Source organism: Fodinibius sp. SL11 (assembly GCF_052060035.1).
Taxonomy (GTDB): domain Bacteria; phylum Bacteroidota; class Rhodothermia; order Balneolales; family Balneolaceae; genus Fodinibius.
In genome coordinates this window covers 197,620-223,308 of record NZ_JBPOEA010000003.1, presented here as the reverse complement: position 1 = coordinate 223,308, position 25,689 = coordinate 197,620, and the positions used below count along the sequence as shown (strand labels likewise).

Genomic DNA, 25,689 nt, shown 5'->3' with positions numbered 1-25,689 from the left:
TGTTTAGTAGGCTCGTGCAAATAATACTTTTTGGTCGGATGGATTTCCGGTTATCATGCATTCTCCTTCTTCACCTTCTTCCAGAGGAATACAACGGATGGTTGCCTTTGTTTCATCCTTGATCTTTTCTTCGGTCTCAGGTGTGCCATCCCAATGAGCATAGACAAAGCCGCCCTCGTTTTCGATCACGTCTTTGAATTCATCATAGGAATCAACGTTGTGTGTGTTGTCCCGGATGCGCTGTTGTGCTGATGTAAAAAGATCGTCCTGAATAGTATCGAGCAGATCATCAACGTTTTGAGCAATGCCCTTGCGGTTAACAATATTTTTGTCCAGTGTATCGCGTCGTGCTAATTCCACATTGTTATTTTCGAGGTCACGCGGTCCGATGGTTAACCGCAGGGGTATGCCGGCTGCTTCGTGTTCGTTGAACTTCCATCCCGGACTCATATTTTCGCGGTCGTCTAATTTTACACGGATGTCTAATGCTTTAAGCTCATCAATAATTTCCTGGCAATAATTGAGTACCTGTTGTTGCTGTTCATCATTTTTCCATATTGGAACAATAACAACTTGATTGGGGGCTAACTTAGGAGGCAGGACCAATCCCTGATCATCAGAGTGTGTCATAATCAATCCGCCAATCAATCGTGTTGATACCCCCCAGCTGGTGGCCCAAACATATTCGTGTTCGCCTTCCGAGCTCTGGAATTTAACATCAAAAGCCTTGGCAAAATTTTGTCCCAAGAAATGGGAGGTGCCGGCCTGCAGGGCTTTGTTATCCTGCAGCAGCGTTTCAATGCAGTAGGTATCAACAGCTCCGGCAAATCGCTCCGATTCGGTTTTAACTCCTGTTACGACCGGCATGGCCATATATTCTTCCGCAAAAGTGCGGTAGACTTCAAGCATCTGCTCAGTTTCTTGGATGGCTTCTTCTTTTGTAGCGTGAGCAGTATGCCCTTCTTGCCACAAGAATTCCATGGTGCGTAAGAATAACCGCGTGCGCATTTCCCAGCGAACAACATTAGCCCATTGGTTAATCAAAATGGGAAGGTCGCGATACGACTGAATCCAGTTTCGGTACGAATCCCAGATGATTGTTTCAGAAGTTGGCCGAACAATAAGTTCTTCCTCAAGCTTAGATTCGGGATCAACTTCTACGCCGTCTTCCGAACTTTGCAGACGGCTGTGGGTAACGACCGCACATTCTTTGGCAAAACCCTCAACATGCTGGGCTTCTTTTGATAAAAATGATTTTGGAATGAATAGGGGGAAGTACGCATTTTCATGGCCGGTATCTTTAAACATCTGATCCAGTGAATCCTGCATATTTTCCCAGAGGGCGTAGCCATTAGGACGAATGACCATGCAGCCACGCACAGGTGAATGGTCGGCCAGCTTGCCTTCACGAATTACATCTTGATACCATTGTGAAAAATCTTCGGTTCGTTCGGTGATTTTCTTTGCCATGAGAAATTACGGAATTCGGTGCTTAAAATGTGTTTATAATTTATAAGCTTGAAAATAAGGCGATTTCAATGAGCCTCAAAAAAAGATGTCGGTTTTCTGCTGGAAGGATTGGAAAAAGTTAGAGGCAGGACTTAATATTTAATCAGAATTGCTTTATATTTGGCAACTCTTGATTTGATCAGGCATACCGTGGTAGCTCAGTTGGTGAGAGCGTCGGATTCATAACCCGGAGGTCGGCGGTTCGATTCCGCCCCACGGTACAGTAAATATAAAACCCGAAGTTTTGAAGACTTCGGGTTTTGTTATTTTAGAAAGGATTATTTAGAATTCTTTTTCCTCACTTCCTTATTTCTTTTTTCAGCATATAAATCCACCTGAACTTGTGAAGGAATATCGCCTTTCCAGGCTTTGATTCCTCTCCATAACTCCGGGTTTATGGGCTTTTTGGGATAATTCACAGTGACAAGAGTACCATAAAAGGGGCTAATACATTATTCTGCCATTCAAAATAATCATCGTTTGACTTGCCGTTATTGGATACATTTCCATGCTCCCGTTGTCGGTATACCTTGGTAACCACAAAGTCCCGTCCAAGTTGAACTCCTAATCGCAGGTGGGACTTGTACATATGTTTTCTTGATACTATAAATTCTCTGTCTCCGGTTTCAACGGGTGGATGTATGTCAACCGATTTTGTTAGTGTATCATCTTGAATATTTTCCAATCCGTATTGACCAGTAGTTGAATCAACAGATGCAAATATTATAAAAAAGCATAAAAATAGTGTTATAGAAATGAACCTCTTTATCATAGTCAAATCCATAATTTATTCAAGGTAAAATTATTTATTATCATTAGATAACAGTGTATTGATTACGAGGTGAGAATCTGGATATTAGGCTGGAAGGAGTCAGGTATTTGAGTGGCTAAAAAAAATTAGCAGTTATCCTGTCACAGATAACTGCTAAATATCATCTACAGACGGCTATTACCCCATTTGCAATTATAAGTTACTTTACCTCAGCTCCAGCATCAATAGCTATAAGTTGGTATTTTATCTACGTAAAAGTACGTATTAACAGTCAATCTATGGAGACCAGGTCGTTTTGGATGGCGTAGCGTACTAATTCTGCAATATTATTAAGTTCCAGCTTTTCCATTAGGTTGGCACGATGCGTATCAACGGTACGGGGACTAATATAAAGTTTTTCAGCTATCTGTTTACTGGTCAACCCATCAACTATAAGCTGTAAAATTTCTTGTTCACGATCGGTTATCTGTTGATGATCATAATTTCCGCCTTGATTATTTTTTCTCAAAAATGATTCCTTCATTAAATCAGAAATGGGATCGCTAAAAACCTGTTGTCCCTTAACAATGGCCCTGATGCCATGCAGCAAGTCAGCTTTCTCGGTGTTTTTCAGAAGGTATCCATTCACATTTACTTCAAGAGCTTCTCGTAAAATATTTTTGTTGATATGCATAGAGAGGATAAGAATTTTTGTGTCTTCCTCTAATTCCCGGATCTCTTTTGCTGTTTCAATCCCGTTTTTACCGGGCATATCTATATCAAGAATACATATATCGGGGTGGGTTTCTTGAAATAATTTGATGCATTCTTCGCCGGTTGAGGCCTCACCTACAATTTCTATATCCTTCGCTGAGGATAAATATGTACTGATGCCGAATCGTACGATCTCGTGATCATCAGCTATGAGAACAGAGATTTCAGCCATGGATAAGCCTCGGTTAAACCCTCGAAGTGAATGACATTATTTTTGTTTTTGATAAACTCATTGATACAACAAAGTAATCAAAGCAGTTGAAATTCAGAAATGGGTGCTATTACAGAAATAACAATAAGCGATTGGTTATCATATTACTTATTTTCAAAGCTTCTGAAAAAAGACTTTAAAATTATTAGAAAGTAGAAATATTTATGACCTGGAAACGAACGCATCACTGTTCTGAGTTAACATTGGAAAATACTGGCGAAGAAGTTGTACTCAATGGCTGGGTAGCAACACGACGTGATTTGGGCGGTGTAATATTTATTGATCTGCGCGACCGTTATGGAATCACCCAGATTGTTTTTTATGAAACCGATGAACAGCTTCATGAAAAAGCCGAGGAGCTGCGGACGGAATATGTGATCGGGATTAAGGGAGTAGTTGAAAAACGGGGTAAGGAAAATATTAATGAAGAACTTACAACCGGTGGAGTAGAAATTCGCGTTACTGATCTTGAGATTTATTCTGAGGCGGAAACAACGCCGTTTGAGATCAAAGATGGTATAAAAACAAGCGAAGAATTGCGTCTTAAGTACCGCTATCTTGATCTTCGGCGGCCGGAGCTTCAGGAGAATATGGTTATGCGTTCGGATTTCTATCAGTCTACCCGTTCATTTTTTTACGATAACGACTTCCTGGAAGTGGAAACGCCGGTATTGATGAAAAGTACACCGGAGGGGGCGCGAGATTACTTGGTACCCAGTCGCGTAAATCCGGGTCGATTTTTTGCGCTGCCTCAAAGTCCCCAAACCTATAAGCAGTTGTTGATGGTTTCTGGATTTGATCGCTATTTCCAAGTTGTTAAGTGTTTTAGAGATGAGGACTTACGTGCCGATCGTCAGCCTGAATTTACTCAGATTGATGTAGAGATGTCTTTTGTGGATGAGGAAGGTGTGATGAAAACAACCGAAGGGCTCATGAAGAAAATAATGAGTGATGTGGTTGACGAAGAGATTGAGTCTACATTTGAAAGGATGACCTACGATCAGGCAATAAAAACATATGGCACCGATAAGCCGGATACACGATTTGGTCTTGAGTTTGCCGATTTCTCTGATCTTGTGGAGGACTCTAAATTCAAGATATTCTCAAACACCGTTGATAAAGGTGGCGCGGTACTTGGCATAACAGTGCCTGGTCAGGGCGATATGGGGCGCGGGGCCATTGACCGATTGACCGAACGTGTACAGCAAGAAACTGGAGCTGCCGGACTTATTTATATAAAACTAAATGAAGATGATGGTGTAAAGTGTAGCGTAGGCAAGTTTTTGAAGGACAAAACTGTTGAGGCCATGGTTGACCGAGCAGATGCAAATATGGGTGATCTCGTGCTTATACTCGCAGGATCATCACCAGAGGTCTATAAACAGATGGGGCAGCTTCGTCTGATGATGGGTAAGGAGCATAATTTGATTGATGAAGATGAATATAACTTTTTGTGGGTTACTGACTTCCCTCTGGTGGAATACAGTAAGGAAGATCATCGATATCATGCATTACACCATCCTTTTACAGCACCAAAGCCTGAGGATCTGGATAAGCTTGATGATGATCCCGAAAAAGTTAGATCGCGAGCCTATGACTTGGTGCTCAATGGGTACGAAATTGGTGGTGGCTCTATTCGTATTCATGATTGGGAACTACAAACCCGTATGTTTGAGTTATTAGGTATCGATGAAGAGGAAGCACAAAAACGGTTTGGCTTTCTGTTAGATGCGTTTAAGTACGGGGCACCGCCGCATGGGGGTATTGCTCTGGGGGTAGATCGTATTGTTATGATTCTTTCGGGCGGGACCAGCCTGCGTGATGTTATTGCATTCCCCAAAAACCAGAAGGCACAGAGCCTGATGGATAACAGTCCAGATTTTGTGGATCAGGAGCAGCTGGATGATCTGCATATAGAACTAAAAAAATATGCCGAAAAAGCGGCTCAAGAACAGGAATCAGGAAATTAAATTCATATTAGTTTGAAAACATTAGGAATTGATGGCTGTAGAGTAGGATGGATCGCCATAAGTTTGGATGACGAAGGTGCAGGTTATTGGCTGTTAGAGTCTGATGAAGAGTTGAAGGAATATATAGAGAAATTCGATCGTATTTTTATTGATGTGCCCATTGGTTTAACCGAGGAAGAATATGTGCGAGAATGCGATGATGAGCTTCGCGATATTTTAGGTCCAGACTATAAAGCCAGTGTATTTAACCCGCCTATACGTCCGGCATTACATGCCCCCACCTATGCGGAAGCTTCGATGACCAGTTATGAAATTACAGGTAAAAAAATTTCTACACAGGCTTGGAATATTACGCCAAATATTAAAACCGTAGATCAGTTCTTGCAAAACGATGAGGAGCTGCAGGATAAAGTTTTTGAAAGTCATCCCGAATTGTTGTTTCGTATTTTAAATGGCAATAACTCTATTCTGCAAAAGAAGGCTACCAAAAAGGGATTACGGCATCGTTTAAAATTGTTGAAGGATCGGAGCAAATATGCCGATGACTTTTTCCGTGATATCAAAGAAGAGTATCGCCGCAATCAGGTGGATGAGGATGATATTGTAGATGCTATGGCGCTGGCCTGGTTTGCACTTCAATCAACAGAAAAAGAATTGAAGACCTTACCTGAAAATCCGCCAACAGATTCGACTGGGCTGACAATGGCGATTCATTATGTGTAACTTTTAGATTTAGAAAAGAGGATAGCAGGTAAATTATTCTTGGTTATTATCCTCTAAAATGTTCCTGTATTTGACGCCAGCCTTATAAACGCGATTTACCCCGTTAAAGGCTGCTATGCGATAAGCCTCACTCAAGGTTGGATAATTCATCACATGATTAATAAAGTAACGAATGTCGCCATTGTAAGACATAACAGATTGCCCCAGATGAATAAGATTGGCTGCATCAGCTCCTAAGATATGTACGCCTAACAGTTTAAGGGAATTGGTGTTAAAGACCAGCTTAAGTAGGCCTTCGGAGTTATTGCTCATATTCCCTTTGGCAATATTCTTGAAATATGCTCGTCCAACGGTAATGTCCAAGCCCATCTCTTCCGCATCCTGTTCAGTGATACCAATGTTTGAAATTTCAGGAATGCCATAAATACCATACGGAATTTGATCGGGTACCGAGAGATTTGGTATGCCAAACATATTACAAGCTGCCAATCTGCCCTGCGAAAAAGAGGCCGAGGCCAGTCGCGGAAAGCCAATCACATCACCGGCGGCATAAATATTGTCAACATTTGTTTTAAATGTATCATCGGTGCCGATAAAGTTATTGTTGTCCGTTTCAACACCTACTTGATCCAGGTTCAAGCCATCAACATTCGGTTTTCGGCCTCCTAAAAAGAGTACGTGTTCTGTTTCGATGACTTGCAGGCGCTTATCATCAGACTTTGATCTGAATTTTACTTCTGTAAAATTTCGTAATGGATTAAAAGATACGTCCTCAACCCCAATATGATTTTTAATAGTAATTCCTTTCTTATGTAAAGAATTCTGCAGGTGCTCCTTAATTTCATGATCTAAAAAAGTCAGATAGTCTTTTTTATCACTCAAAAGAGTAACTCTTGTTCCCAGGGCTGCAAAAATAGTGGCGTACTCTATAGCATTAACACCAGACCCAATGATCACCAATCTGCGTGGGATGTGGGTAATCTCAAGGATGGATTTATAATCCAGGATTTTATCATCATCAATTTCAAAATTCTTGGGTGGAACGGGACTGCTTCCTGTACTAACTAAAATATAATCTGCGGTATACGTTTCCTTAGATCCGATATGTGTTTCAACCTCTACCGTGTGCTTATCTTTTAGGCAGCCAAAGCCACGGGCTACATCCACCTTATTTTTTATGAGGTCATTCTTAACCTTTTGATTTTCCTTTTCCAGGATTTCCTGCTTGTATTGCAAAAGGTCACCCATCTGAAAGCGTTCATAGGGCTTTTTGTGTTCGTGGTCTCCAAACTGTTCATTAAAATCGAGAATGTTTTTGGCTGCTTCACGTAGTGCTTTACTGGGTACCGTTCCGGTGTTAATCCAAGTTCCGCCCAAGTATTTTTTATGGGATTCGACTACCAGAACGTCCTTGTCAAATTTAGAACTTTGCATGGCGCAGGAGAAGCCTGCAGGTCCTGTTCCGATAATAATAATATCGTAATCTCGACTCATAATGGAATCTAAAAACTAAAAATGAAAGTGAATGCTATGTTTCAAAAAATAGAATAAAATGATGAGCAAATCTCTATTTTTTACGTTCGAATAAATAACATGAAATGGAACGATTTACAACCTAATTTTGATTGGTAGTGTGAATGAAAGGTGCTAAATTTAAGGTATTGCACCGAAACGAAATAACATTATTCTAATTTATATTATTAATAACTATTTAAAACAAAAAACCTATTATTATGGCTTACGAACTACCTGATTTACCATATGATTATGATGCGCTTGAACCGCATATTGATGAGCGTACTATGAAGATCCATCACGGCAAACATCATCAGGGATATACCAACAAAGTAAACGCTGCCTTGGAAGGATCTGAGTTTGCCGATCTGCCTATTGAAGAAGTTCTACAGCGTATTACAGAAGTACCCGAAGATATTCGACAGGCTGTGATTAATAATGGTGGGGGGTATGCAAACCACAAGTTATTCTGGACCATTCTTTCTCCAAACGGTGGTGGAAAACCAACCGGCGATATTGCAGGTGCCATTAACGAAGAGTTTGGCAGTTTTAAAGATTTTAAAGAAGCATTTAATAATGCTGCAACCGGCCAATTTGGTTCTGGTTGGGGATGGTTGTGCGTGAACAAGGATGGGAGTCTTGAAGTACTTTCAACAGCCAATCAAAACAGTCCATACATGAACGGCTTAACGCCAATTTTAGGAGTGGATGTTTGGGAACACGCATATTATCTGCATTACCAGAACGAGCGTGGTAAATATGTCAACAATTTTTGGAACTTGGTCAATTGGGATCAAGTAAATGAATACTACAACGATGCCACCTAATTGGTTGTAAGTTTAAAAGAGCATAAAAGCACTCCGTCATTATAAAGCGGAGTGCTTTTTCTTCTTATAAACTTTATATTTGAACCTTATATTCGATGTTTAATACAAAGCTGAAATAAATATATTTAGTTATGCAATTTGGACTTGGAGCAGGCCCCGACGTTTCATGGATGCGTGAAGAATTAACCGATTTGGGTATTGAAGAACTGAAAACAGTTGATGATGTAGATCGTGCGATGGATGAATATGACGATGGCACGATGCTGATGGTAATTAATTCTGTTTGTGGATGTGCCGCGGGCAATGCACGTCCCGGGGTAAAAATAGCCCTTGATGAATCTGAAATTAAGCCCGATCACATGGTAACCGTTTTCGCTGGTCAGGATAAAGAGGCTACCGAACGGGCAAGAGAGTATTTTAGCGAGTACCCTCCTTCTTCACCTGCGTTTGCCTATTTTAAAGATGGTGATATTAAAGCCATGATTCCGCGCCATCGCATTGAAGGTCGTACGAAAGTAGAAATTGCCGATGATCTGAAGATGGTATTTAAAGCTTTTGACGGTGAGGAAGAAGCCGAAGAAGCTGAAAAATAAATCTTTAAGTTTCTTAAAGTTTTGAGCCGGTGGAGTTATCTCCATCGGCTTTTTTATATTAACGAAAGTTTTAGTGTGGGCTTCTATTCGATTCCAAAAGTATAATAGGGGAAACAATGGGAGTGAAATTTCGTAGGGTATGTTCGTTGATGATTGTATATTGCATTCTGTTATAACTCATATTTCTTTTTTGAGAATGACAATATCAAGAGTTTAGCAAATCAAAAGTTACTAATAAATGGGGCAGCGGTTAACATATTGGATGTTCTTGGGGGTTATCGGATTGGCAGTATTTTTTGTATTGCACTCCTTTGTGGCCTTTAATGCCGGGGCACCAATAGAACAAAGTAAATCTGCAATTGAGCATAAAACTGCTGAGCTTTCTCAACGGCTCGGTTTTTCGATGGATAGCCTGCAAGTTTTGGTACATAGAACCCAGCATTTGAATTACTACAAAACCCTTCGCGATTCAACTAAAGAAGAACTTCCTTATCCTGCAGAGCTTAATAAAAATGGGGTAAACCTTACGGGCTGGAAGGTAAGTATCGGAATCACTCAAGAAGAAGACGACGGATTTTCTAATGGAACGAGTGATTTTTTGAGTGAACAGGGACGGCTTGATATCCGCTATGATCAAGAAGGAAAGGTGCGTCGACTATCGAAATACGCAGATAATCCCAATCCCACATTTGTCTCGGGCGATTCTCTGTTTTCTATTGCCAATCGAATAGTACAGGATATTTTTGGATACAACCTTCGGGACTACACGCTTAATTTTGTTGATGTAAGAGATACGTTGCTCACATCAGAACCAGGTTTTGATCAACATTCGATGGAGTTATCCGATTCTCGGGTCGGGAATAATATGGTTTTTAAATGGAATAAAACCAATCTAAGCGTCCCGGGTCCGCAACAGTTATCACTCGAAGTCAGGCCTATTATTCGGGAAACGAATACCCCCAATATGGCAAGTATTCAGTACGGGGTTTCCATCGAAAGCTTCCAGGCGTTAGATAAATATGAGCCTGAACAGATTGATCCGGTTCAAAGTATCAGCAATGTGGATTTGGCAACAACCTTTGGATCGTTGGCTATTTTGGCAATTCTGATTGTCTTTTTGGGCATCAAATACATTAACAAAGGACAGGTAGAGTGGCGGCGGGCATTATTTATGTTAATTAGTGTTACGCTGGGTGTTTTGGGATGGCAGGTTTTTTATCTCATCAACACCACAAATGATTTTTGGAATCAGACCAGTGAAACTTTATTTCTGCTAAATAACCTCATCGTTGCAGCTATTTTGGGTTTGTATGCAGCTTTGGCCTACATTGGATGGGAAGCCATGGCACGATCTCGGGATGAAGAGCAACTCCATCTGTTAGACGCTTTTTGGAGGAAGCGGTTATTCTTTCGTGAAACCGGTGAAGGACTTCTGCGCGGATATGCTTTAGGGGGTGTATTATTGGGAATTCTTTCTGTTAGCTTATTCTTGCTTGGTACTCAATATTATCAGGCAGATAGCCAAGACAGCTTTACAGAAGCAATCATGCAGCCCAAACTGTTGACCATAAATATGGCAATTTGGATTAATGTATGGTTGGTTTCTTTGGGTCATGTAGGGGTAGTGTCTGAATATTTGCAGTCGAAGATTAATAATCGATGGCTATTTTACGGGTTGGGAATGTTACTATTTGGGATTCTTTTTTCGGGATCAGGCGTGTTATTTGAGATCATAGGATCAGAATGGTATGATTTGGCGGTATTTTCAGCTCTCGGCGTTGTGATCCTTTTTGCGATGCAAGGCTCGGGGCTTATTTCTTTTGCAACAGGATGGTGGGTGTTCACCTCTGTAATCCTGGTAATGCCGTACTGGGGATCATCAAGCATGAATGTTGCCTATATTGCGTGGACACAACTCTTTATTCTTGGGTTACCACTTATTTATGGATTGATTGCCTACAAGTATGGAAATTCCATTTCAGAAATGGGCGGATACATTCCTGAATATCAAGAGCGAATGGCCAATCATTTGCGGGTTGAAAAAGAGATTGAGATTGCTCGGGAGAGTCAGTTTAAACTGATGCCTTTACGTCCGCCTTCTGCAGAGGGTATTGATGTCTATGGATTTTTCATGCCCTCATTCGAGGTGGGGGGTGATTATTTTGACTACATCGTCAGTAGTAATGGGACAGCAAATAGCCAGGTTTTAAATATGACCATTGCCGATGTTTCCGGAAAAGCGATGAAGGCGGCAATGCATGCTGTTTTTGCCAGCGGTTTGCTACTTTCTCGATTGCATAAAGATGCCCCGGATTCAATATTGAGAGAAATTGCTCCTACATTACATGCCCGCACCGATCGGCAGACATTTATTACCTGCATTATTGCGCAATATCATCTTGAAAGCAGAATGCTAAAACTGGCTAATGCGGGACACTGTTTGCCAATATTAAAACGGGATGGAAAAGCAGAATTTATTAGTACTCCGGCCCCTAAATTTCCGCTGGGGTTACAATCAACGGTAAATTATCAGGCGCATGAGGTTCAGTTACAGCAGGGAGATTTCCTCCTGCTTTATTCTGACGGGTTGCCTGAGGCCGTAAATCCACAGGGCGAACGCTTTGGTTTTGATAGCCTGGTCACACTTGTCGAATCATTTGAGACCGATAAGCTTCCCAGCAACGAAATTTCGATGGATATCAAGCGAAAGATACAGAAGTTTAGTGACTATCAATTGGCCGATGATACCACTATCATATGCCTCAAGATATAGCGGCATTAAATAATTGAATTGAATATTAATTAATCATAAAAACGCATTTATATGGCACAAGACAGTAATTTTTCTGGTATGGATATGCCGCCCCAACTCAAGAATTTAGGGAGTAATATCCAATATATAATATTGGGAGCATTAGTTGTGGTGGTAGCCTTTTCCTCCTTTTTTACGGTTAATCCCGAAGAAGTGGGAATTGTAACTCGATTTGGTGAATTTACACGTACTGCTTATCCCGGACTAAATTTCAAAGCACCTTTTATTGAAGAGGTGCAATATGTCCCGGTTGAACGGCAATTAAAACATGAGTTCGGTTATCGCACAACCAGTTCTGGGGTGCGAACAAGCTATCAAAGAGAAGGATATTCTGATGAATCGTTGATGCTTACCGGTGATTTAAATTTGGCCGACGTGGAATGGGTCGTCCAGTATAGGGTTAGTGATCCATATAATTTTCTGTTTAAAATTAGGAACCCTGAACAAACACTGCGTGATATCTCGGAATCAGCAATGCGCCAAATAGTTGGAGATCGTACGGTAAATGAAGTGCTTACGGTTGGCCGTGCTGAAGTTGCTCTGGAAGCTCAGGAATTGATCCAGAAAATTTGTGAGGAATACGAATCGGGAATTAGAATTGAGCAAATTGTATTGCAGGATATCAATCCTCCAGATCCGGTAAAACCATCTTTTAATGCTGTTAATGAAGCCCAACAGCAGAAGGAGACACTTATCAATCAGGCAAAATCCGAATACAACAAGGTGATCCCACGTGCCAAGGGGCAGGCTCAAGAAACAATACAACGAGCAGAGGGGTATGCTGTTAATCGCGTGAATCGTGCCGAAGGAGAAGCCTCTCGTTTTAATCAACTGTACCGAGAATATGTAAAGGCTCCAGAGGTAACGAAACGTCGTTTATATCTTGAAACCCTGGAGAATATTCTCCCGAAATTAGGCAATAAAATCGTAACCGACCAAAACGGGAATAGCGTATTACCGTTGCTGCAGATGCAGATGGACGGTGTGAAGGTGAATAAGTCAAATGCTAACTCAAATAATCAGGGTAACTAGATATGAAGAACTGGAAAAGTATTTCGTTACTTATTGTTTTAGGAGCGTTACTGCTGGTAGCGTTTGACGGATTTTATATTGTTGATGAAACCGAGCAGGTTATTATTACCCAGTTTGGTGATCCGGTGGGAGATGCAGTTACGGAGCCGGGCATGAAATTCAAAATCCCGTTTATACAGAGAGCCCATTATTTTGATGAGCGGTATCTTGAGTGGGATGGCGATCGAAATCAGGTTCCAACAAAAGATAAAAAATTCATTTTTGTGGATACCTATGCTCGCTGGCAGATTACTGATCCACTCCAATTTTTTAAGCGGCTGCGTGATGAGCGGGGAGCACAAACCCGTCTTGATGATATCTTGGATGGGGAAACCCGGAATGCGATAGCTTCTCATGATCTTGTAGAAGTGGTACGGACATCCAATCGTGATCCAAAGTCGGATGCTACTATCACCGAAATTGTGGAAGATACTCTGGCTGATATTTCGGTCGGTCGCGATTCGATCCAAACAATGATCCAACAGTTAGCCAACGAGCGTGCTACGGACTTGGGACTCAAAGTTCTCGACTTCCGTTTCAAACGCATTAACTATGTTGAAGATGTGCGACAAACAGTTTACGATCGCATGATTAGTGAACGGAATCGTATCGCCGATAAATTTCGATCAGAAGGCGAGGGAGAAGCAGCTCGAATCAATGGTGAAAAAGAGCGTGAATTGCAGACAATTGAATCAGAAGCGTTCCGACAGGCCGAAGAGATTCGCGGTGAAGCAGATGCCCGTGCAACCGCTATTTATGCGGAAGCATATAATCAAAATAATGCGGCGCGCGAGCTTTATAATTTCACAAGAACAATGGAGTCGTATAATAAAGCACTGGATGAACAAACATCGTTAATTCTTTCAACAAACAGCGATTTCTTTAAATTCTTGAATGATATTCAGGAATAGAAAAACGAAATATCTGCTAAAAGTTTAGCCTGCGGTTTAGGCCGCAGGCTTTTTTATTGTTCATCAGAAAGTGGTCTAAGCCACCTTTTCTTGGCTCATTGTGTCAATCATATTGTGCGTGAGCTTTTTACTACGTTCGGTATCAATATTTGCTTTTAGCTTCATCAACATGCTGTAGAGGCCCAAGTGAACCTTGGTACTGTAAATGAAGTTTTTGTCACCGCGTGGTTCGTTTTGAATAGGTAGTTCGCGAGCAAAACGGGTAAGTTTTTTCCTAAAATCGGGATCTCCAAAATCAAATTCGTTGCCCATATATGGCTTCGCAAAAGTATCACCATAGGCTTTACAAAATTGGAAAAACTCTTCTTCGGCCGCTGGATCTTTAGGATTTTCTTTAATGATATCCAGCTTTAAATAGAGTTTACGGATTTCTTTTTCGCTTTGCTTTAAATGTTTGGGCAACAGTTGCATGTAGTTATGCGTGAATTCCTCAGAGAATTTTTTCACACAGCCAAAATCGATAACGCCCAGCTTCCCATCATCGCGAAAGAAAAAGTTGCCCGGATGCGTATCAGCATGGATAAAGTTGCGTTGCTCAACCTGATCATGAAAGAAATCCCATAACAGTTGACCAAAGTGATTACGTTCTTCCTGAGAGGGGTTTGAAGCCAAAAACTCTTTAAGGTGACGCCCCTCAATAAAGGTCATCGTCAGCACTTTGTCGGTAGATAGCTCTTCGACATATTCCGGTGTGATAATTTCTCCCTCAGAAAATCGCTTGTTAAAATATTTGAGATACTCGGCCTCCTGATGGTAATCCGTTTCTTCCATCAGTGTTTCTTCGATTTCCTCAAAATACTCATCAAAATTACCGCCCCCGCTGACAATTCTCTTCATCAACGTTTTGGCCATCGACATATCCGAATGGATGGTATTCTTCACATTGGGATATTGTATCTTTACCGCCACTTTTTGTCCGTTTTTAAGGCGTGCTTCGTGCACTTGTCCAATAGATGCAGCAGCGATAGCCTCAGTTTCAAAATGATCAAATAGGTTTTCAGGATAATCCCCGAGCTCCTTTTTGATGATCGAGCGCGCCAAAGCCTTATTAATGGGGGGTACGCTGTATTGCGATTCGCTCATCACCTCGGCAAACTCTTCGGGCAGCATTCCTTCGTCCATGCTGAGGGATTGTGCAATCTTCAGTGCTGTGCCGCGGAGCTTTGTAAATTCGTTAAAAACCTGTCGAGCATTTTGCGTGTGAAATTGCTTCCCTTCTTCTTTAGATTCTTTTTTGCCGACCGATTTTTTGAGGTAGCGCTTTGCGTAGTTTGTGCCAACTTTGAGCCCGGTTTTTGCAAATATTTTACCGCGCTCAAGCTTGGAGGATGGAAAATCGTTACTCATAATTTATCGTATTTCTATTTTAGAACAGAGTTGTTTTACAATGGGGATGTTGGTGATAAAAGCCTTTCTATTAGCATTTATAAATTTGAATAAATCAAAGCTTTTATCGAGTACGGGATTATACATTAGCTCTTGAAGTACAGCGGTAGCTTTATCGGTAAGTTCCATCGTAAGCTCCTTGTTTTCGCTGGAATCATTAATCCAGAATCGAAGCAATTCGAGGTATTGCCGTCGCAAAAAAGTGTACGAATAGGAGTTTAGCACCAAGGTAGAAGAGACCGATATGTGGTCATCATTTTTGAGAAATTGTTTGATAATTCGTTCCAGTTCTTTTTCGAAATTCGTTTTGGTAAAGCTGTTGAGGATATAATCAGAGAGTGTTGCTTCTACAAATGCTTCTTTTTCTCGAAGCATATCAAAATTAGTAAAGGCAAAGTTAGAAAGTTTTTCGCTCAGCGTATACGATGCAAAATCATCAATCTCGTCAATCATCATCTCGTAACGGATGATCAGGGAAGCGTAATAAAACTCAAGAATAGTTTTTTTATTGGGAAAATAGTTGAAGACTTCGGCCGGGGTAATATCAATTTGTTTGGCAATATCCTTGATATAGAACTGGCCGTCACCCTGCATATATAAGTCAGTGGCGATGTCAGAAATCAAAAATTTCAGTTCAAATGTTCCAGGGTCAAAGGTACTCATAGTTAAATGTATTTATGGATGGCATGTGTTACCACACCCCAGATTTCAAAATCAGTCTCGTTCGTAATTTTCTGTTTCCCAGTTAAATCATCTCCTTTTACCACGTAAATGGTGTTGCCCTTCTTAATTAGTTTACGGACGGTCATTCCGCCTTCAAGTATTGCTACGATAACATGATTGGAAACGGGGTTAATTGAACGGTCTATAACGAGAATATCATCTGAAAAAATTCCAATGTCATTAAGTCCGTCACCTTTTACGCGCATAAAGAACGTAGCGGCCGGACGTTTTATGATATAGTCATCGAGCGATAATGGTTTTTCAAAATGATCGCGTGCCGGAGATGGAAATCCTGTTTCTTTCCGAAACCGATTCTTATCTTGTTTGGGTTCTCGATCAATATTACCCGAATAAACGTCTGTAATTCTAAAATCTTCCATATCCTATCTGTATAAATTCTATTATCAATAACAAAGACTGCTTGGGATTAAGTCCCGATTTTGATATCTATATCAAAAATTAGGGCTAAAACTGAACACATACTGTCATGCATATTTTGGTATTTATTGGTTGGCTGCTGTTAGGGTTTGCCGGGATGGAAATAATCTCTTACTTGGTTCATCGGTTTATATTTCACGGCTTATTATGGGAGGTTCACCGATCACATCACGAGCCGACACATGAATTATTTGAACTCAATGATCTGTTTTCTCTTTTTTTTGCGGGACTGTCGGTATACCTAATGTATCGCGGGAGTGCAGGTCCTATTGAATCAACAAGCTTTGCAATAGGTACAGGAATAGCTGTCTACGGAATTTTGTATTTTATTATTCATGATCTGTTTGCCCATAAGCGTTTTATGCCCTTTAAAAGTGATAGCAAGGTGATGCGGCTCATCAGATATGCGCATCAGCGACACCATCAATCAATAGAGAAAGAAGGGCAAGAGCCGTATGGATTATTTTTATTTCCGTATGACAAATACAAAAAGTAAACATGTTATATGGCGTGATTTTGAAGTGCCTGTAATGTCTGTTCGGCTTGCCACTGGTGCCGACGTTGATGGGCTTCAAGCAAAAGAAAACATTCCGAGAGGGTCATTTTTATTACAAAAAAGATGGGATGCGTAATCTTTGAACGACCAATATGGACGTGTTTCTGGTGAGCGGTTTCAAGTTGTACAATGAGGCGATCTTGCAAATTTAGATATTCGTGAAGTAATTGCATGCGGTTATATTCTGAAACATCAACAGGCTTCATCGATTGTAACGTTTTTAATTTTATTTTGTACGGAGGCTCAAAAAACGAAATGATTTTTTGGGCGAGCCATCGGGGAGGGAAGGGGCGGTTGACGAAATCGACCGTTCCTGCATTTTCTGATATAGCTGAAGCAATGTTATCAAAATAAAGATCACCGTAATTGATGAGGTGACTATAGCATTCGGCGATGCTCCACCGATTTTTTGCGGGGGCTTTTAGAAATAGATCATCATCAACAGATAAAATGAATTCTTCGGCAGTATTCTTTGTACGTTGAAACCGTTGAATAAACCAGCTATAGGAGTGGTGTTGGGTCATAAAAGATTTTTACTATTATAATTACTAAACACCGTTGTTTTGTAGGATTTACAAAATTATGGAATAAATAAAATTTCATTTAAAAATATTTGTGAAGCTAATTAAGAATATTTGGGATCTGCTAAAGGAAACCTATGACCAAATAGGGCAAATAAATATCGGGTTACATGGTGCCGCCATTGCTTTTTATGCCATATTTTCGACGGCCCCGTTAATTATTATCACTTTATGGATTTTAAATCTGGTGCTTGGGAGTCAATTGGGGGAAGCGGAAATGGAGCAAACAATCGAATCGGTGGTTGGGGCTGAATTAACTAAAACCATTGAACAGATTGTAGCATCAGCCAATACAGGGTCATCAGGACTGTGGTCATCAGTAATTGCAATAATTACCTTGCTTTTTGGAGCAACAACCCTGCTCTCTCAAATTAAACAGACCTTAAATATGATTTGGGGTGTCAAAAATCCCAAACTGAACTCTGTCTGGCAATTTTTGTGGGATCGGTTATCAGGATTACTTTTTATCGGTGCGCTAAGCCTGCTTTTCTTAACCGGACTGGTTTCTGAAAGTATTATTTATGGATTAGGTGACCTTTTAACGCCCCTTTTGGGTAGTACAAACGTATATTTGATTCAGATTGGGACCTCGCTGACGAATGTAGTGCTTGCTATTACATTTTTTGCGGCAATGTTTAGAATTCTTCCGGATCTGGATGTCAGATGGAGAGATGTGGCTGTTGGAGCAATAGTAACAATGATGTTGGTGATGGCCGGAAAATCACTCGTTGATTGGTATTTGAGTGCTGCAGCTCTGCAACCCATGTACAAGGCAGCCGGATCATTTGTGATATTTCTTATCTGGATTTACTACAATGTGCAGGTGGTGCTTATTGGTGCTGTATTTACCCGGGTATATACCAGCCGATACGGTAAAAAGGTGAAACCCTATTGGGAAGCCACACTTGATGAAGATCTGTGGCTATAAAACATTACGGTTACTTATTATCCATCCCATTTTTTAATTTCATTATTCGATTGTAGGAGTACTCAATTTGTTTTCGGCTAATTTTCCCTTCGTTAATAAGTTCCTTAATGAGGCGGTGAGCTTTAGGTACAATGTCAGCGTCGTAAATGGAGTTGTTTGCAAATACCAGAATATCAACTCCGGCATTTATAGATTTGTTGATGGTTTTTTTGAGGCCGTACTCATTGCGAATGGCTCCCATCATAAGATCGTCAGAGATGATAACCCCATCATAGTTTAACTTGTTCCGAAGTATTCCGGTAATAGTAGGTTTGGAGAGGGTTGCTGGGTTATTGGGATCAAAATTTTGATTAAAAATATGAGCAGTCATGATGGCATCAGCCAATCCTCTATTGATAAGTTCGCGGTAGGGAATAAGCTCACTGTTTGACCAACTTTCTGTTACATCCACAACCCCCAAATGAGAGTCATTTTTTGAACTCCCATGGCCTGGAAAATGCTTCAGTACGGACTGTATTCCATAATTGTTTAATGTTTGTATATAAATAGAAGCATGCTTTACCACCTTTTGAGGATCGTCAGAAAAGCTGCGCTCCAAACCGCCAATAACAGGATTATCAGGATTGGTATTGAGATCAACGACTGGTGCAAAATTTAGGTTGATGCCCAGATTATCTAATATTTGAGCCATCTTCTGAGCATAAAATCTGGTGCTGTCAACATTATCCAATGTACCAAGATATTCAGCTGATTTTATTTTTGGAAAGCCCATTGATGGCTTTAGCCTAGCAACCTGTCCTCCTTCTTGGTCAATAGAAATAATAAGTGGGATATTCGATAATTTATTCAAATCATTGATAAGGGTTGTTAGCTGGTCCGGAGATTGAATATTCCGCTCCGAAGATTTTGAAGGGACGTCGTAATCAAAAAGAATAACTCCGCCCAGGTGGTACTTTTTTATATCGCGGCTAATGTGATTGGTATCCGTAAGTGCTGTCCCCCTAAATCCCACTAAAAGCATTTGCCCTATCTTTTGATCGAAGGATACTTTTTGTTGGGAGACTGAAGTTTGCTGACTAAAAGAAGGGATGGAAATCGATAACGTAAAAAGGATGATTAGTACTGAGCGAATCATTTATCAGATAATAGATGTTAATGTTAGCAATGAGAAAAATCGGATGTTAATAACACATGATTGCTATCGGGAAAGATAATGAAAAAAGGATTACTGAACTGTTGGTCATTGTAGCAGGTTGTTACCGTTCAAGATTGTTAGTTTTTCTTAATCTTTATGGAGCAAAACCACTAATATTATGTTTAAAGACACATACGGGCAAATAGATAACTTATTTAGCAGAGGTTGAGGGAAATCTTTTGTAACAATTAGGTAACGGTTTACTCTTGTTATATGAACAAAAAATAATAAATGAGGTTCTTTAACATATATGCATGCGTAAATTCATTGAGTTTGCGTGTTAATTTTTTAGGAAAAAAGTCATGATCGAGAGTTTTAATAAAAAGGAGCTGGAAGAAAAAATTGATCAGTATATTAATGGTCAGCTTTCCGCTCAGGAAGTCGATGAATTATGGGCTGAGCTAATTCAGGATGGCTATCACCTAGATTATCTCAAAAGTGTAGCTAATCTCAAAGCTGTAATTGAACAGAAGAGAGAAGAGCAAAAAAGTGCAAACAAAAAGCGATATTGGTACTATGCGGCAGCTGCGGTTATTGCGTTACTTATTGCCGTTGTTGGCGTTATGAATATTTCTACCCAGCAGCAAACGTCGGTAGAACCTATATCGAGTATAGAACTGGATTATTATCGTTCCGGTGATGGCACTGTTTCTGCTGATCCGGATATGAAGGTGATACAAGATGCGATAAAACTTGCAAATACCGGTCGCGAAAACGAAGCAATATCATTGTTGCAGTCAGAACTGGAAAATGCTACAGAACCTGCATGGATTGCTGAGCTGAGTCTGAATTTAGGTTCACTGCACTATAATAATGGTAATTATAGTATAGCCATCAAGCATTACGAAAGAGTGGTGAGCTATCAGGATAACGAGAATGTTGATGTACTGATGTTAGAAAAAGCATATTGGTACATCGGGAATGCTTATTTTCACTTAGATCAGTTGGTAGACGCCAAAACGAATATTGAAAAGGCTTATGAGTTAAACGGAGCTTATCGCCGTGTAGCTCAAAGTTATCTCAATGCTTTATCTGAGTAATCCAGCATCATTTTTACACAAATCGATAGAGTAATTAGCAAGCTATTTGCTCTATCGATCTCGCTTGCTGAGAGGTTTTCTTTCCTATCAATTGATTGTGTATCAGCGTTTTGAGAAGATAAAACCTTGCTGGGTAAGATAAGACAGCGCAACCATGAGTATGAAATAGAAAATAAAGGCACCAGCCACAGCCAGATTTTTATTCTGCTGGGGCTTAACGACTGGGTTAGTATTTCCTATCAACATATATGGACCCCAATAGTGTGGATCTGCATTCTTGTTGTTTAGAAAATACTGCTTTGCAGCTCTTAATGCTTCAGCCTTTGATTTTCCCTCATTTAAGTGTCTATAAAATTGGATGGCAAAATCTGAGGCAAGCATATCATTGACCGACCATAAATTGAGTATCAATGATTTTGCGCCGGCATATTGCAGGGCCCGGCTAATACCCATGACGCCTGTACCCTGGATATAAGATCCAGACCCCGACTCACATGAGTTAAGCATTACCATTTCGTTACTGAGATCCATCTCAAATAGTTCATAGGCAAAAAAGCGATCGTCAAAAGTACTGTCGCTGCCGGCGGTAGATTTATTAAAGTAAATCGTAGAAAACATCGGATCACGTTCAGAAACTTCACTATGGGTTGCTAAATGGATAATACGAGAGTTTGGTGCGGTTTGCTTGAAGTTTGATTTTGTTGATTGCTCATTTACGTAAGTTTGAACCTGTGAAAGGTTCGTAAGGCCTTTTGCAATTTGGGTTACCTCAGATTGAGCATAAGGCAGCGGTACTAATGCTTGGTCGGTGTAATTGTTGAAGTTTGAGACGCCATAACCCGCATAATTTATTTGAGCTTTGGAATTTGTTGCAGGCTGAGTTGGTGTTTTAAAATCCTCCAACGTGGTAAGGTATTGGGTGTTAAATTTTTCAATGGCATAGGTTGTTTCGCCATAACTGTAGCTTTCAGAAGGCTTTTCCAAGGGGAGAATATCTAATGGAAGCTGATAGAAGTAACTGTCGGGGATGAGGGTGATTGTATCGACATAATCGGGAATCTCTTTTAGATCCAGGATTTGGGTGATTTCATAAAGAGAGTCAAGATTTGTTTTATGGGTTGCAATCTGTTGAGCAGTACTGCTGAATAAATTTCTTGTTCTTTTATTGAGACCGATCGTTTTAAGATTTATATCAGTACGAGATATTTTAGCAATATAGTATTGGTCGTTAAGTTCTGTAATATGTAATAAAAGCTCCCGTCCCGACATTTTATTCTGGACTTGACGAATAGAAATGGGATCCTGGTCAATGTTTTCACTCAGCCGGCGATCATACTTTCGCTTTTTTGTGTTTAACTGATTAATCTGTTGGCGAATCTTAAATTGCTGATCTTCGGGTGCTGTTAAAAGCTTTTTACGGACCACATCGAGCTGGTTGGTTATCTGCTTGTATTCAGTGAGTTCCGACTCATTTAAGAGGCTCGATTTAACCAACGGGTTTTGATAAAGCGAGGCATCATTGATGGTTTTGAGCTGATCAAGTTTTTCAACGGCTTTTCCGGGTCGCCCTGTTTCCATATATATAGAAGCCGCCAGCTCAAAAGCATCGAGGTATTCATCCTCAACATGCCAAAAGCCGGATTTAAGATCAGTACTGTTTTGTGCCCGAACAACAACTTGATTCAATGTGGGCTCAAGAATATTTAGAGCCTTTGTTATATTTTCAGTTTGAAAGAGATAATCAGCCTCAACCTTTTTGGCTTTAACAATTTGATTAAAATCGAGTTGGTTTAGATCGAAGGATTTAAACTCTTCAATTTGTTTTTTGGCTTGAATTATATTTTCTCTTTTTAAATAAATTTGTGCTTTGTTAATTAGGGCATCAATATAGTTTCTCCCTTTTTCTTTGCTTGATAGGTTTAATATTTCATCATGTTTTTTTATTGCTAATTCATATTGATGATGGGATTCAAAATTTTGTGCTTGTTCATTTAGAACCTTGATATAATAACGCCTATTATTTTTTGGATCTAAGACATTTTGTGCTTTAATAAAAAAATCATTGGCCAATGTTGGTTTATTTTTAAACTCCCGATAAAAGGAACCAATTGAAGTATAAATTGTACCTAAATCATCAGCGTTCCCTTTTTGTAGGGCTATTTTTTTGGCTTTTTCCAAAAACTCTATCGCATTCTCTGGATCATTTGATTTACGATAGTAGATAAATAGATTATTTAAAATCTTTAATTGGTGAGAATAATTATCTTTGGTTTCTGCAATATTTAATGCTTGGTATTGTAGCTCTACATATTGGTTGTACTTTCCTAATTTGTGATAGGTTAAAGCAAGATTATTTAAAAGAGAGGACTTTGATATTTGTATATTAGATTGGTTTATAGTGTCTAATAATTCTTCAAAAATATTTTCAGCGGCTTTTATTTTTCCTACATTATATAAATGTAGACCTTGTAATTGTTTTGTTTGAATTTGTTCCTTTTCCTTAGCCAGGTATGACGTAAGAGGTAAGGTATGCTGACGAACAATTTTTAGACTACGATCATAATATCCTAAGCGGTACATAGAATAGTCAAGGTACTGATAGAGCTTGAGTTTTAGATTAGAGTTTGGAAATAAAGTATCATTTAAAAGGGGATTAAATATGTCAGCCGTTTTGCTATACTCATATTTCAGATATAAAGCCCTAAAATATGAGGCATTATAGAGAGATGAATAAAGTGATTCTGATGATTTTCTTCGATTTGACCAGTTTTCTATAAGTAAATTCTTATATGAATCAGTTAGTTTTTTGTGCGTTCGGTAAAGAAGGAAGAGGTGAGGTAAACTAAATGATTTATTTTGAATTATATCATCGCCGATCATTTGATTTTCAATTATGAGTTTAGCAAGTAACTCATAATTGATGCTTTCTTGATCACTCTTCAAGTCAAAAGAGGATAAAAATTTTTGGTATAAGGTTGTTTTATCCTTCTTTGTGACTAAGAGTAGATCAATAAAGAGTTTCTTAGAACCCGTTTCGAAGACAATTTTTTCCAGCTGCTGGCGGTAAGTTGGTTCAATACTTTCAAAAAGTTTTAGAACTTCATTACTCTTACCTCTTTTTTGAATCAACTGTTCAATATATTTTTTGATTTTGGGATGTTCAGAAACCAAAATCGTTAACGCCCAAAGATTTTCTTCGACATTTTTTCTCTGATCAATATTCTGAATATAGTACTTGGCCTGATCCTCTGATTGTTGCACTAAATTACTATCGGCCGGTGCAACGAGTTGTAAAAAGCCTAATAGTAAAAGTAGAGACATCCCATTAAATTTGGACTCGGGTTAAAAGCTATGGTTCATCAAAACTATTATATTTAAATCTAAGATCCATGACAAAGTAAATAGTTGTTGTTTTTATTACTCGGGACGATCATAGATAGGATCCATGGATTGGTCTGTGCCAAAGTCGGGATTATCGACCGTAGTAGTAGGTTGCTCGATTTCGGATTCAGGTTGTTGGTTCAGGCCGGGGTCGGTAACTGAAGCACAGCCGGTGAATAATGCAACAGAAAAGATGATAGCGAGAAGTTTATATGAGAGAGATTTCATAATAAAGAGAGTTTAAATTGAGAGAGTTTTTTTAAAAAAAAGGTTAAGAGTTACTCGGGACGATCATAGATAGGATCCATGGATTGGTCCGTGCCAAAGTCGGGATTATCGACTGTAGAAGTGGGTTGCTCGATTTCGGATTCGGGTTGTTGGTCCAGGCCGGGATCGGTAATCGAAGCACAACTGGTGAACAATGCAACAGAGAAGATGATAGCGAGAAGTTTATGAGAGAGAGATTTCATAATAAAGAAAGTTTAAATTGAGAGAGTTTTTTGAAGAAGGTTAAGAGTTACTCGGGACGATCATAGATAGGATCCATGGATTGGTCTGTGCCAAAGTCGGGATTATCGACCGTAGTAGTAGGTTGCTCGATTTCGGGTTCGGGCTGTTGGTCCAGGCCGGGGTCGGTAACCGAAGCACAACCGGTGAACAATGCAACAGAGAAGATGATAGCGAGAAGTTTATGAGAGAGAGATTTCATAATTGATACCTGTATTTTGTGTTTAAATTAAATTTGTAACGCTTTGATTTAGGTGTATCCCAGAAAAGCCAAAGTGGCACTTGTTAGATATTCTGGTAGTTGAATACAAGAGTAGTCAAAGTTCGATTTGTTACAAAAAAAGATCCGTTTTAAGGATATGTCGTACAATATTATTTTGTAACAAAAACATATTATAATTTAAATTTTTATTTCTAATTAAATTTAAGCCCAGATTATAAGAGTTATTTAATAATTATATGTTACAAGAAATATCAATTTTTAGATAAATAATATTTTAAATAATATAAAATCACTTCAATTTTTATTTTAAGATTATATTCTAACATTTGTTTGCCAATTCAATAGTTATATATTAGAAAGCACAAATTACTACGGAAGGCTCCATTTGTTCGTCGGGGATAAATGGGTCAGCTAATTTAGGTTTATAGACTACCTTGAGTAACTCCAGAGTTGATTATTCGGAATTAGTATATGCTCTTCAGCAGAATAGGGAAGGTAAGGCTAATGAGCTGTTGGAGGAGTTAATGCACAGGCTTAAAGATTACTTGCAGGTGGTACTGAATGCCGATGAAAAAGATGCCGAAGAGTGTACCCAGCAAGCTTTCCTAAATGTCTACGAGCAAATAAAGAAAGATAATATCCGGGAAGAGAAATATATATTCAGTTATATGATTCGGGCATGCCGACATGAGTATTTCCGTCTGTCAAAAGAACAGCACCGATTTAATAATCCGGTTGAGGATCATCAGGATCATTTGGTTGATCCCGCCGAGCAGTTTCAAAATCTAATGGACAAGGATCGTCAGGCTATTTTGGAGGCTTGCCTTAATGAACTGCGAGAGAAGTCTCGAACGTTTATTGAATATTTTATTGATAAACCGGATGCGACCACCAAAGAAGCAGCGGCTCATTTTGACATAAGTGGTGCCAATGTTCGTACCAAAAAATCTCGGATTTTAAGTCGTTTACATCACTGTTTTAAACGCAAATGGCGTCAGTAGATG

General features: G+C 39.6%; 24 protein-coding genes and 1 tRNA gene. 12 read left to right on the top strand and 13 right to left on the bottom strand.

The genetic code is table 11. The annotated features are described in order from the left end of the window. Nucleotides 1–3: 3 nt before the first annotated feature. The gene (gene proS / locus ACQ76V_RS06465; RefSeq protein ID WP_440999670.1) at nt 4–1,470 is read right to left on the bottom strand and encodes a proline--tRNA ligase; all 1,467 of its coding nucleotides are present in this window, start codon (nt 1,468–1,470) and stop codon (nt 4–6) included. Nucleotides 1,471–1,656: 186 nt separating this feature from the next. On the opposite strand from proS, the gene ACQ76V_RS06460 reads away from it, so the two are divergent. Further along, nucleotides 1,657–1,730, top strand: a tRNA-Met gene (locus ACQ76V_RS06460). Nucleotides 1,731–1,924: 194 nt separating this feature from the next. On the opposite strand, the gene ACQ76V_RS06455 is transcribed toward ACQ76V_RS06460, so the two are convergent. Both ACQ76V_RS06455 and ACQ76V_RS06450 read right to left on the bottom strand, forming a co-directional pair. Then, on the bottom strand, nt 1,925–2,098 hold the full coding sequence (locus tag ACQ76V_RS06455; RefSeq protein WP_440999669.1) for a hypothetical protein: 174 nt from the start codon (nt 2,096–2,098) through the stop codon (nt 1,925–1,927). Between the two features lie 454 nt (nt 2,099–2,552). Then, the gene (locus ACQ76V_RS06450; RefSeq protein WP_440999668.1) at nt 2,553–3,206 is read right to left on the bottom strand and encodes a response regulator; all 654 of its coding nucleotides are present in this window, start codon (nt 3,204–3,206) and stop codon (nt 2,553–2,555) included. Nucleotides 3,207–3,409: 203 nt separating this feature from the next. Here ACQ76V_RS06450 and aspS point away from each other — a divergent pair, with 203 nt between their 5' ends. Both aspS and ACQ76V_RS06440 read left to right on the top strand, forming a co-directional pair. Next, nucleotides 3,410–5,215 carry an aspartate--tRNA ligase gene (aspS, locus tag ACQ76V_RS06445; RefSeq protein ID WP_440999667.1) on the top strand — a complete coding sequence of 602 codons (1,806 nt, stop codon included), beginning with the start codon at nt 3,410–3,412 and terminating at the stop codon, nt 5,213–5,215. A gap of 12 nt (nt 5,216–5,227) precedes the next feature. Further along, nucleotides 5,228–5,938: a DUF429 domain-containing protein gene (locus tag ACQ76V_RS06440; RefSeq protein WP_440999666.1), complete on the top strand. Its 711-nt coding sequence runs from the start codon at nt 5,228–5,230 to the stop codon at nt 5,936–5,938. 33 nt (nt 5,939–5,971) lie between these two features. Here the strand turns inward: ACQ76V_RS06440 and sthA are convergent, their stop codons facing one another. Then, on the bottom strand, nt 5,972–7,432 hold the full coding sequence (sthA, locus tag ACQ76V_RS06435; RefSeq protein ID WP_440999665.1) for a Si-specific NAD(P)(+) transhydrogenase: 1,461 nt from the start codon (nt 7,430–7,432) through the stop codon (nt 5,972–5,974). 239 nt (nt 7,433–7,671) lie between these two features. Between sthA and ACQ76V_RS06430 the strand changes: the two genes are divergently transcribed. The 5 genes from ACQ76V_RS06430 (at nt 7,672) to hflC (ending at nt 13,667) form a co-directional block, all read left to right on the top strand. Next, a complete protein-coding gene (locus tag ACQ76V_RS06430) occupies nt 7,672–8,280 on the top strand; it encodes a superoxide dismutase (protein ID WP_440999664.1) in 609 nt (202 codons plus the stop codon). Nucleotides 8,281–8,411: 131 nt separating this feature from the next. Continuing rightward, a complete protein-coding gene (locus tag ACQ76V_RS06425; protein ID WP_440999663.1) occupies nt 8,412–8,873 on the top strand; it encodes a BrxA/BrxB family bacilliredoxin in 462 nt (153 codons plus the stop codon). A 238-nt stretch (nt 8,874–9,111) separates the two neighbouring features. Next, complete coding sequence (locus tag ACQ76V_RS06420) at nt 9,112–11,646, top strand: PP2C family protein-serine/threonine phosphatase (protein ID WP_440999662.1); 2,535 nt, start codon at nt 9,112–9,114, stop codon at nt 11,644–11,646. A gap of 51 nt (nt 11,647–11,697) precedes the next feature. Next, nucleotides 11,698–12,717 (top strand): FtsH protease activity modulator HflK, encoded by a 1,020-nt coding sequence (gene hflK, locus ACQ76V_RS06415; protein WP_440999661.1) that lies wholly within the window; start codon nt 11,698–11,700, stop codon nt 12,715–12,717. A 2-nt stretch (nt 12,718–12,719) separates the two neighbouring features. Next, the gene (gene hflC, locus ACQ76V_RS06410; protein WP_440999660.1) at nt 12,720–13,667 is read left to right on the top strand and encodes a protease modulator HflC; all 948 of its coding nucleotides are present in this window, start codon (nt 12,720–12,722) and stop codon (nt 13,665–13,667) included. Between the two features lie 75 nt (nt 13,668–13,742). Here hflC and ACQ76V_RS06405 read toward each other — a convergent pair whose 3' ends face one another. Genes ACQ76V_RS06405 through ACQ76V_RS06395 form a run of 3 tightly spaced genes read right to left on the bottom strand, consistent with a single transcriptional unit; the run spans nt 13,743 to nt 16,216 of the window. Continuing rightward, nucleotides 13,743–15,074: an ABC1 kinase family protein gene (locus ACQ76V_RS06405; protein ID WP_440999659.1), complete on the bottom strand. Its 1,332-nt coding sequence runs from the start codon at nt 15,072–15,074 to the stop codon at nt 13,743–13,745. A gap of 3 nt (nt 15,075–15,077) precedes the next feature. After that, a complete protein-coding gene (locus ACQ76V_RS06400) occupies nt 15,078–15,776 on the bottom strand; it encodes a hypothetical protein (protein ID WP_440999658.1) in 699 nt (232 codons plus the stop codon). A 2-nt stretch (nt 15,777–15,778) separates the two neighbouring features. After that, the gene (locus tag ACQ76V_RS06395; protein ID WP_440999657.1) at nt 15,779–16,216 is read right to left on the bottom strand and encodes a LexA family protein; all 438 of its coding nucleotides are present in this window, start codon (nt 16,214–16,216) and stop codon (nt 15,779–15,781) included. A gap of 107 nt (nt 16,217–16,323) precedes the next feature. On the opposite strand from ACQ76V_RS06395, the gene ACQ76V_RS06390 reads away from it, so the two are divergent. After that, nucleotides 16,324–16,770, top strand: a complete 447-nt coding sequence (locus ACQ76V_RS06390; protein WP_440999656.1) for a sterol desaturase family protein — start codon at nt 16,324–16,326, stop codon at nt 16,768–16,770. A gap of 5 nt (nt 16,771–16,775) precedes the next feature. Here the strand turns inward: ACQ76V_RS06390 and ACQ76V_RS06385 are convergent, their stop codons facing one another. Beyond that, entirely contained in the window at nt 16,776–17,354 is a 579-nt protein-coding gene (locus tag ACQ76V_RS06385) for a DinB family protein (protein WP_440999655.1), read from the bottom strand. A gap of 91 nt (nt 17,355–17,445) precedes the next feature. On the opposite strand from ACQ76V_RS06385, the gene ACQ76V_RS06380 reads away from it, so the two are divergent. Further along, complete coding sequence (locus tag ACQ76V_RS06380; RefSeq protein ID WP_440999654.1) at nt 17,446–18,339, top strand: YihY/virulence factor BrkB family protein; 894 nt, start codon at nt 17,446–17,448, stop codon at nt 18,337–18,339. Nucleotides 18,340–18,349: 10 nt separating this feature from the next. Here ACQ76V_RS06380 and ACQ76V_RS06375 read toward each other — a convergent pair whose 3' ends face one another. Beyond that, the gene (locus ACQ76V_RS06375; protein WP_440999653.1) at nt 18,350–19,474 is read right to left on the bottom strand and encodes a glycoside hydrolase family 3 protein; all 1,125 of its coding nucleotides are present in this window, start codon (nt 19,472–19,474) and stop codon (nt 18,350–18,352) included. Nucleotides 19,475–19,836: 362 nt separating this feature from the next. Here ACQ76V_RS06375 and ACQ76V_RS06370 point away from each other — a divergent pair, with 362 nt between their 5' ends. After that, nucleotides 19,837–20,574 (top strand): tetratricopeptide repeat protein, encoded by a 738-nt coding sequence (locus ACQ76V_RS06370; protein WP_440999652.1) that lies wholly within the window; start codon nt 19,837–19,839, stop codon nt 20,572–20,574. 102 nt (nt 20,575–20,676) lie between these two features. Here the strand turns inward: ACQ76V_RS06370 and ACQ76V_RS06365 are convergent, their stop codons facing one another. The 4 genes from ACQ76V_RS06365 to ACQ76V_RS06350 all read right to left on the bottom strand — a co-directional run bounded on the left by ACQ76V_RS06365 (nt 20,677) and on the right by ACQ76V_RS06350 (nt 24,664). After that, a complete protein-coding gene (locus ACQ76V_RS06365; RefSeq protein WP_440999651.1) occupies nt 20,677–23,895 on the bottom strand; it encodes a CHAT domain-containing protein in 3,219 nt (1,072 codons plus the stop codon). 96 nt (nt 23,896–23,991) lie between these two features. Continuing rightward, the gene (locus tag ACQ76V_RS06360; RefSeq protein WP_440999650.1) at nt 23,992–24,183 is read right to left on the bottom strand and encodes a hypothetical protein; all 192 of its coding nucleotides are present in this window, start codon (nt 24,181–24,183) and stop codon (nt 23,992–23,994) included. A gap of 50 nt (nt 24,184–24,233) precedes the next feature. Further along, a complete protein-coding gene (locus tag ACQ76V_RS06355) occupies nt 24,234–24,425 on the bottom strand; it encodes a hypothetical protein (protein ID WP_440999649.1) in 192 nt (63 codons plus the stop codon). Between the two features lie 47 nt (nt 24,426–24,472). Continuing rightward, nucleotides 24,473–24,664, bottom strand: coding sequence for a hypothetical protein (locus ACQ76V_RS06350; protein ID WP_440999648.1), 192 nt, complete (start codon nt 24,662–24,664; stop codon nt 24,473–24,475). A gap of 455 nt (nt 24,665–25,119) precedes the next feature. On the opposite strand from ACQ76V_RS06350, the gene ACQ76V_RS06345 reads away from it, so the two are divergent. Next, nucleotides 25,120–25,686: an RNA polymerase sigma factor gene (locus ACQ76V_RS06345; protein ID WP_440999647.1), complete on the top strand. Its 567-nt coding sequence runs from the start codon at nt 25,120–25,122 to the stop codon at nt 25,684–25,686. Nucleotides 25,687–25,689: the final 3 nt, after the last annotated feature.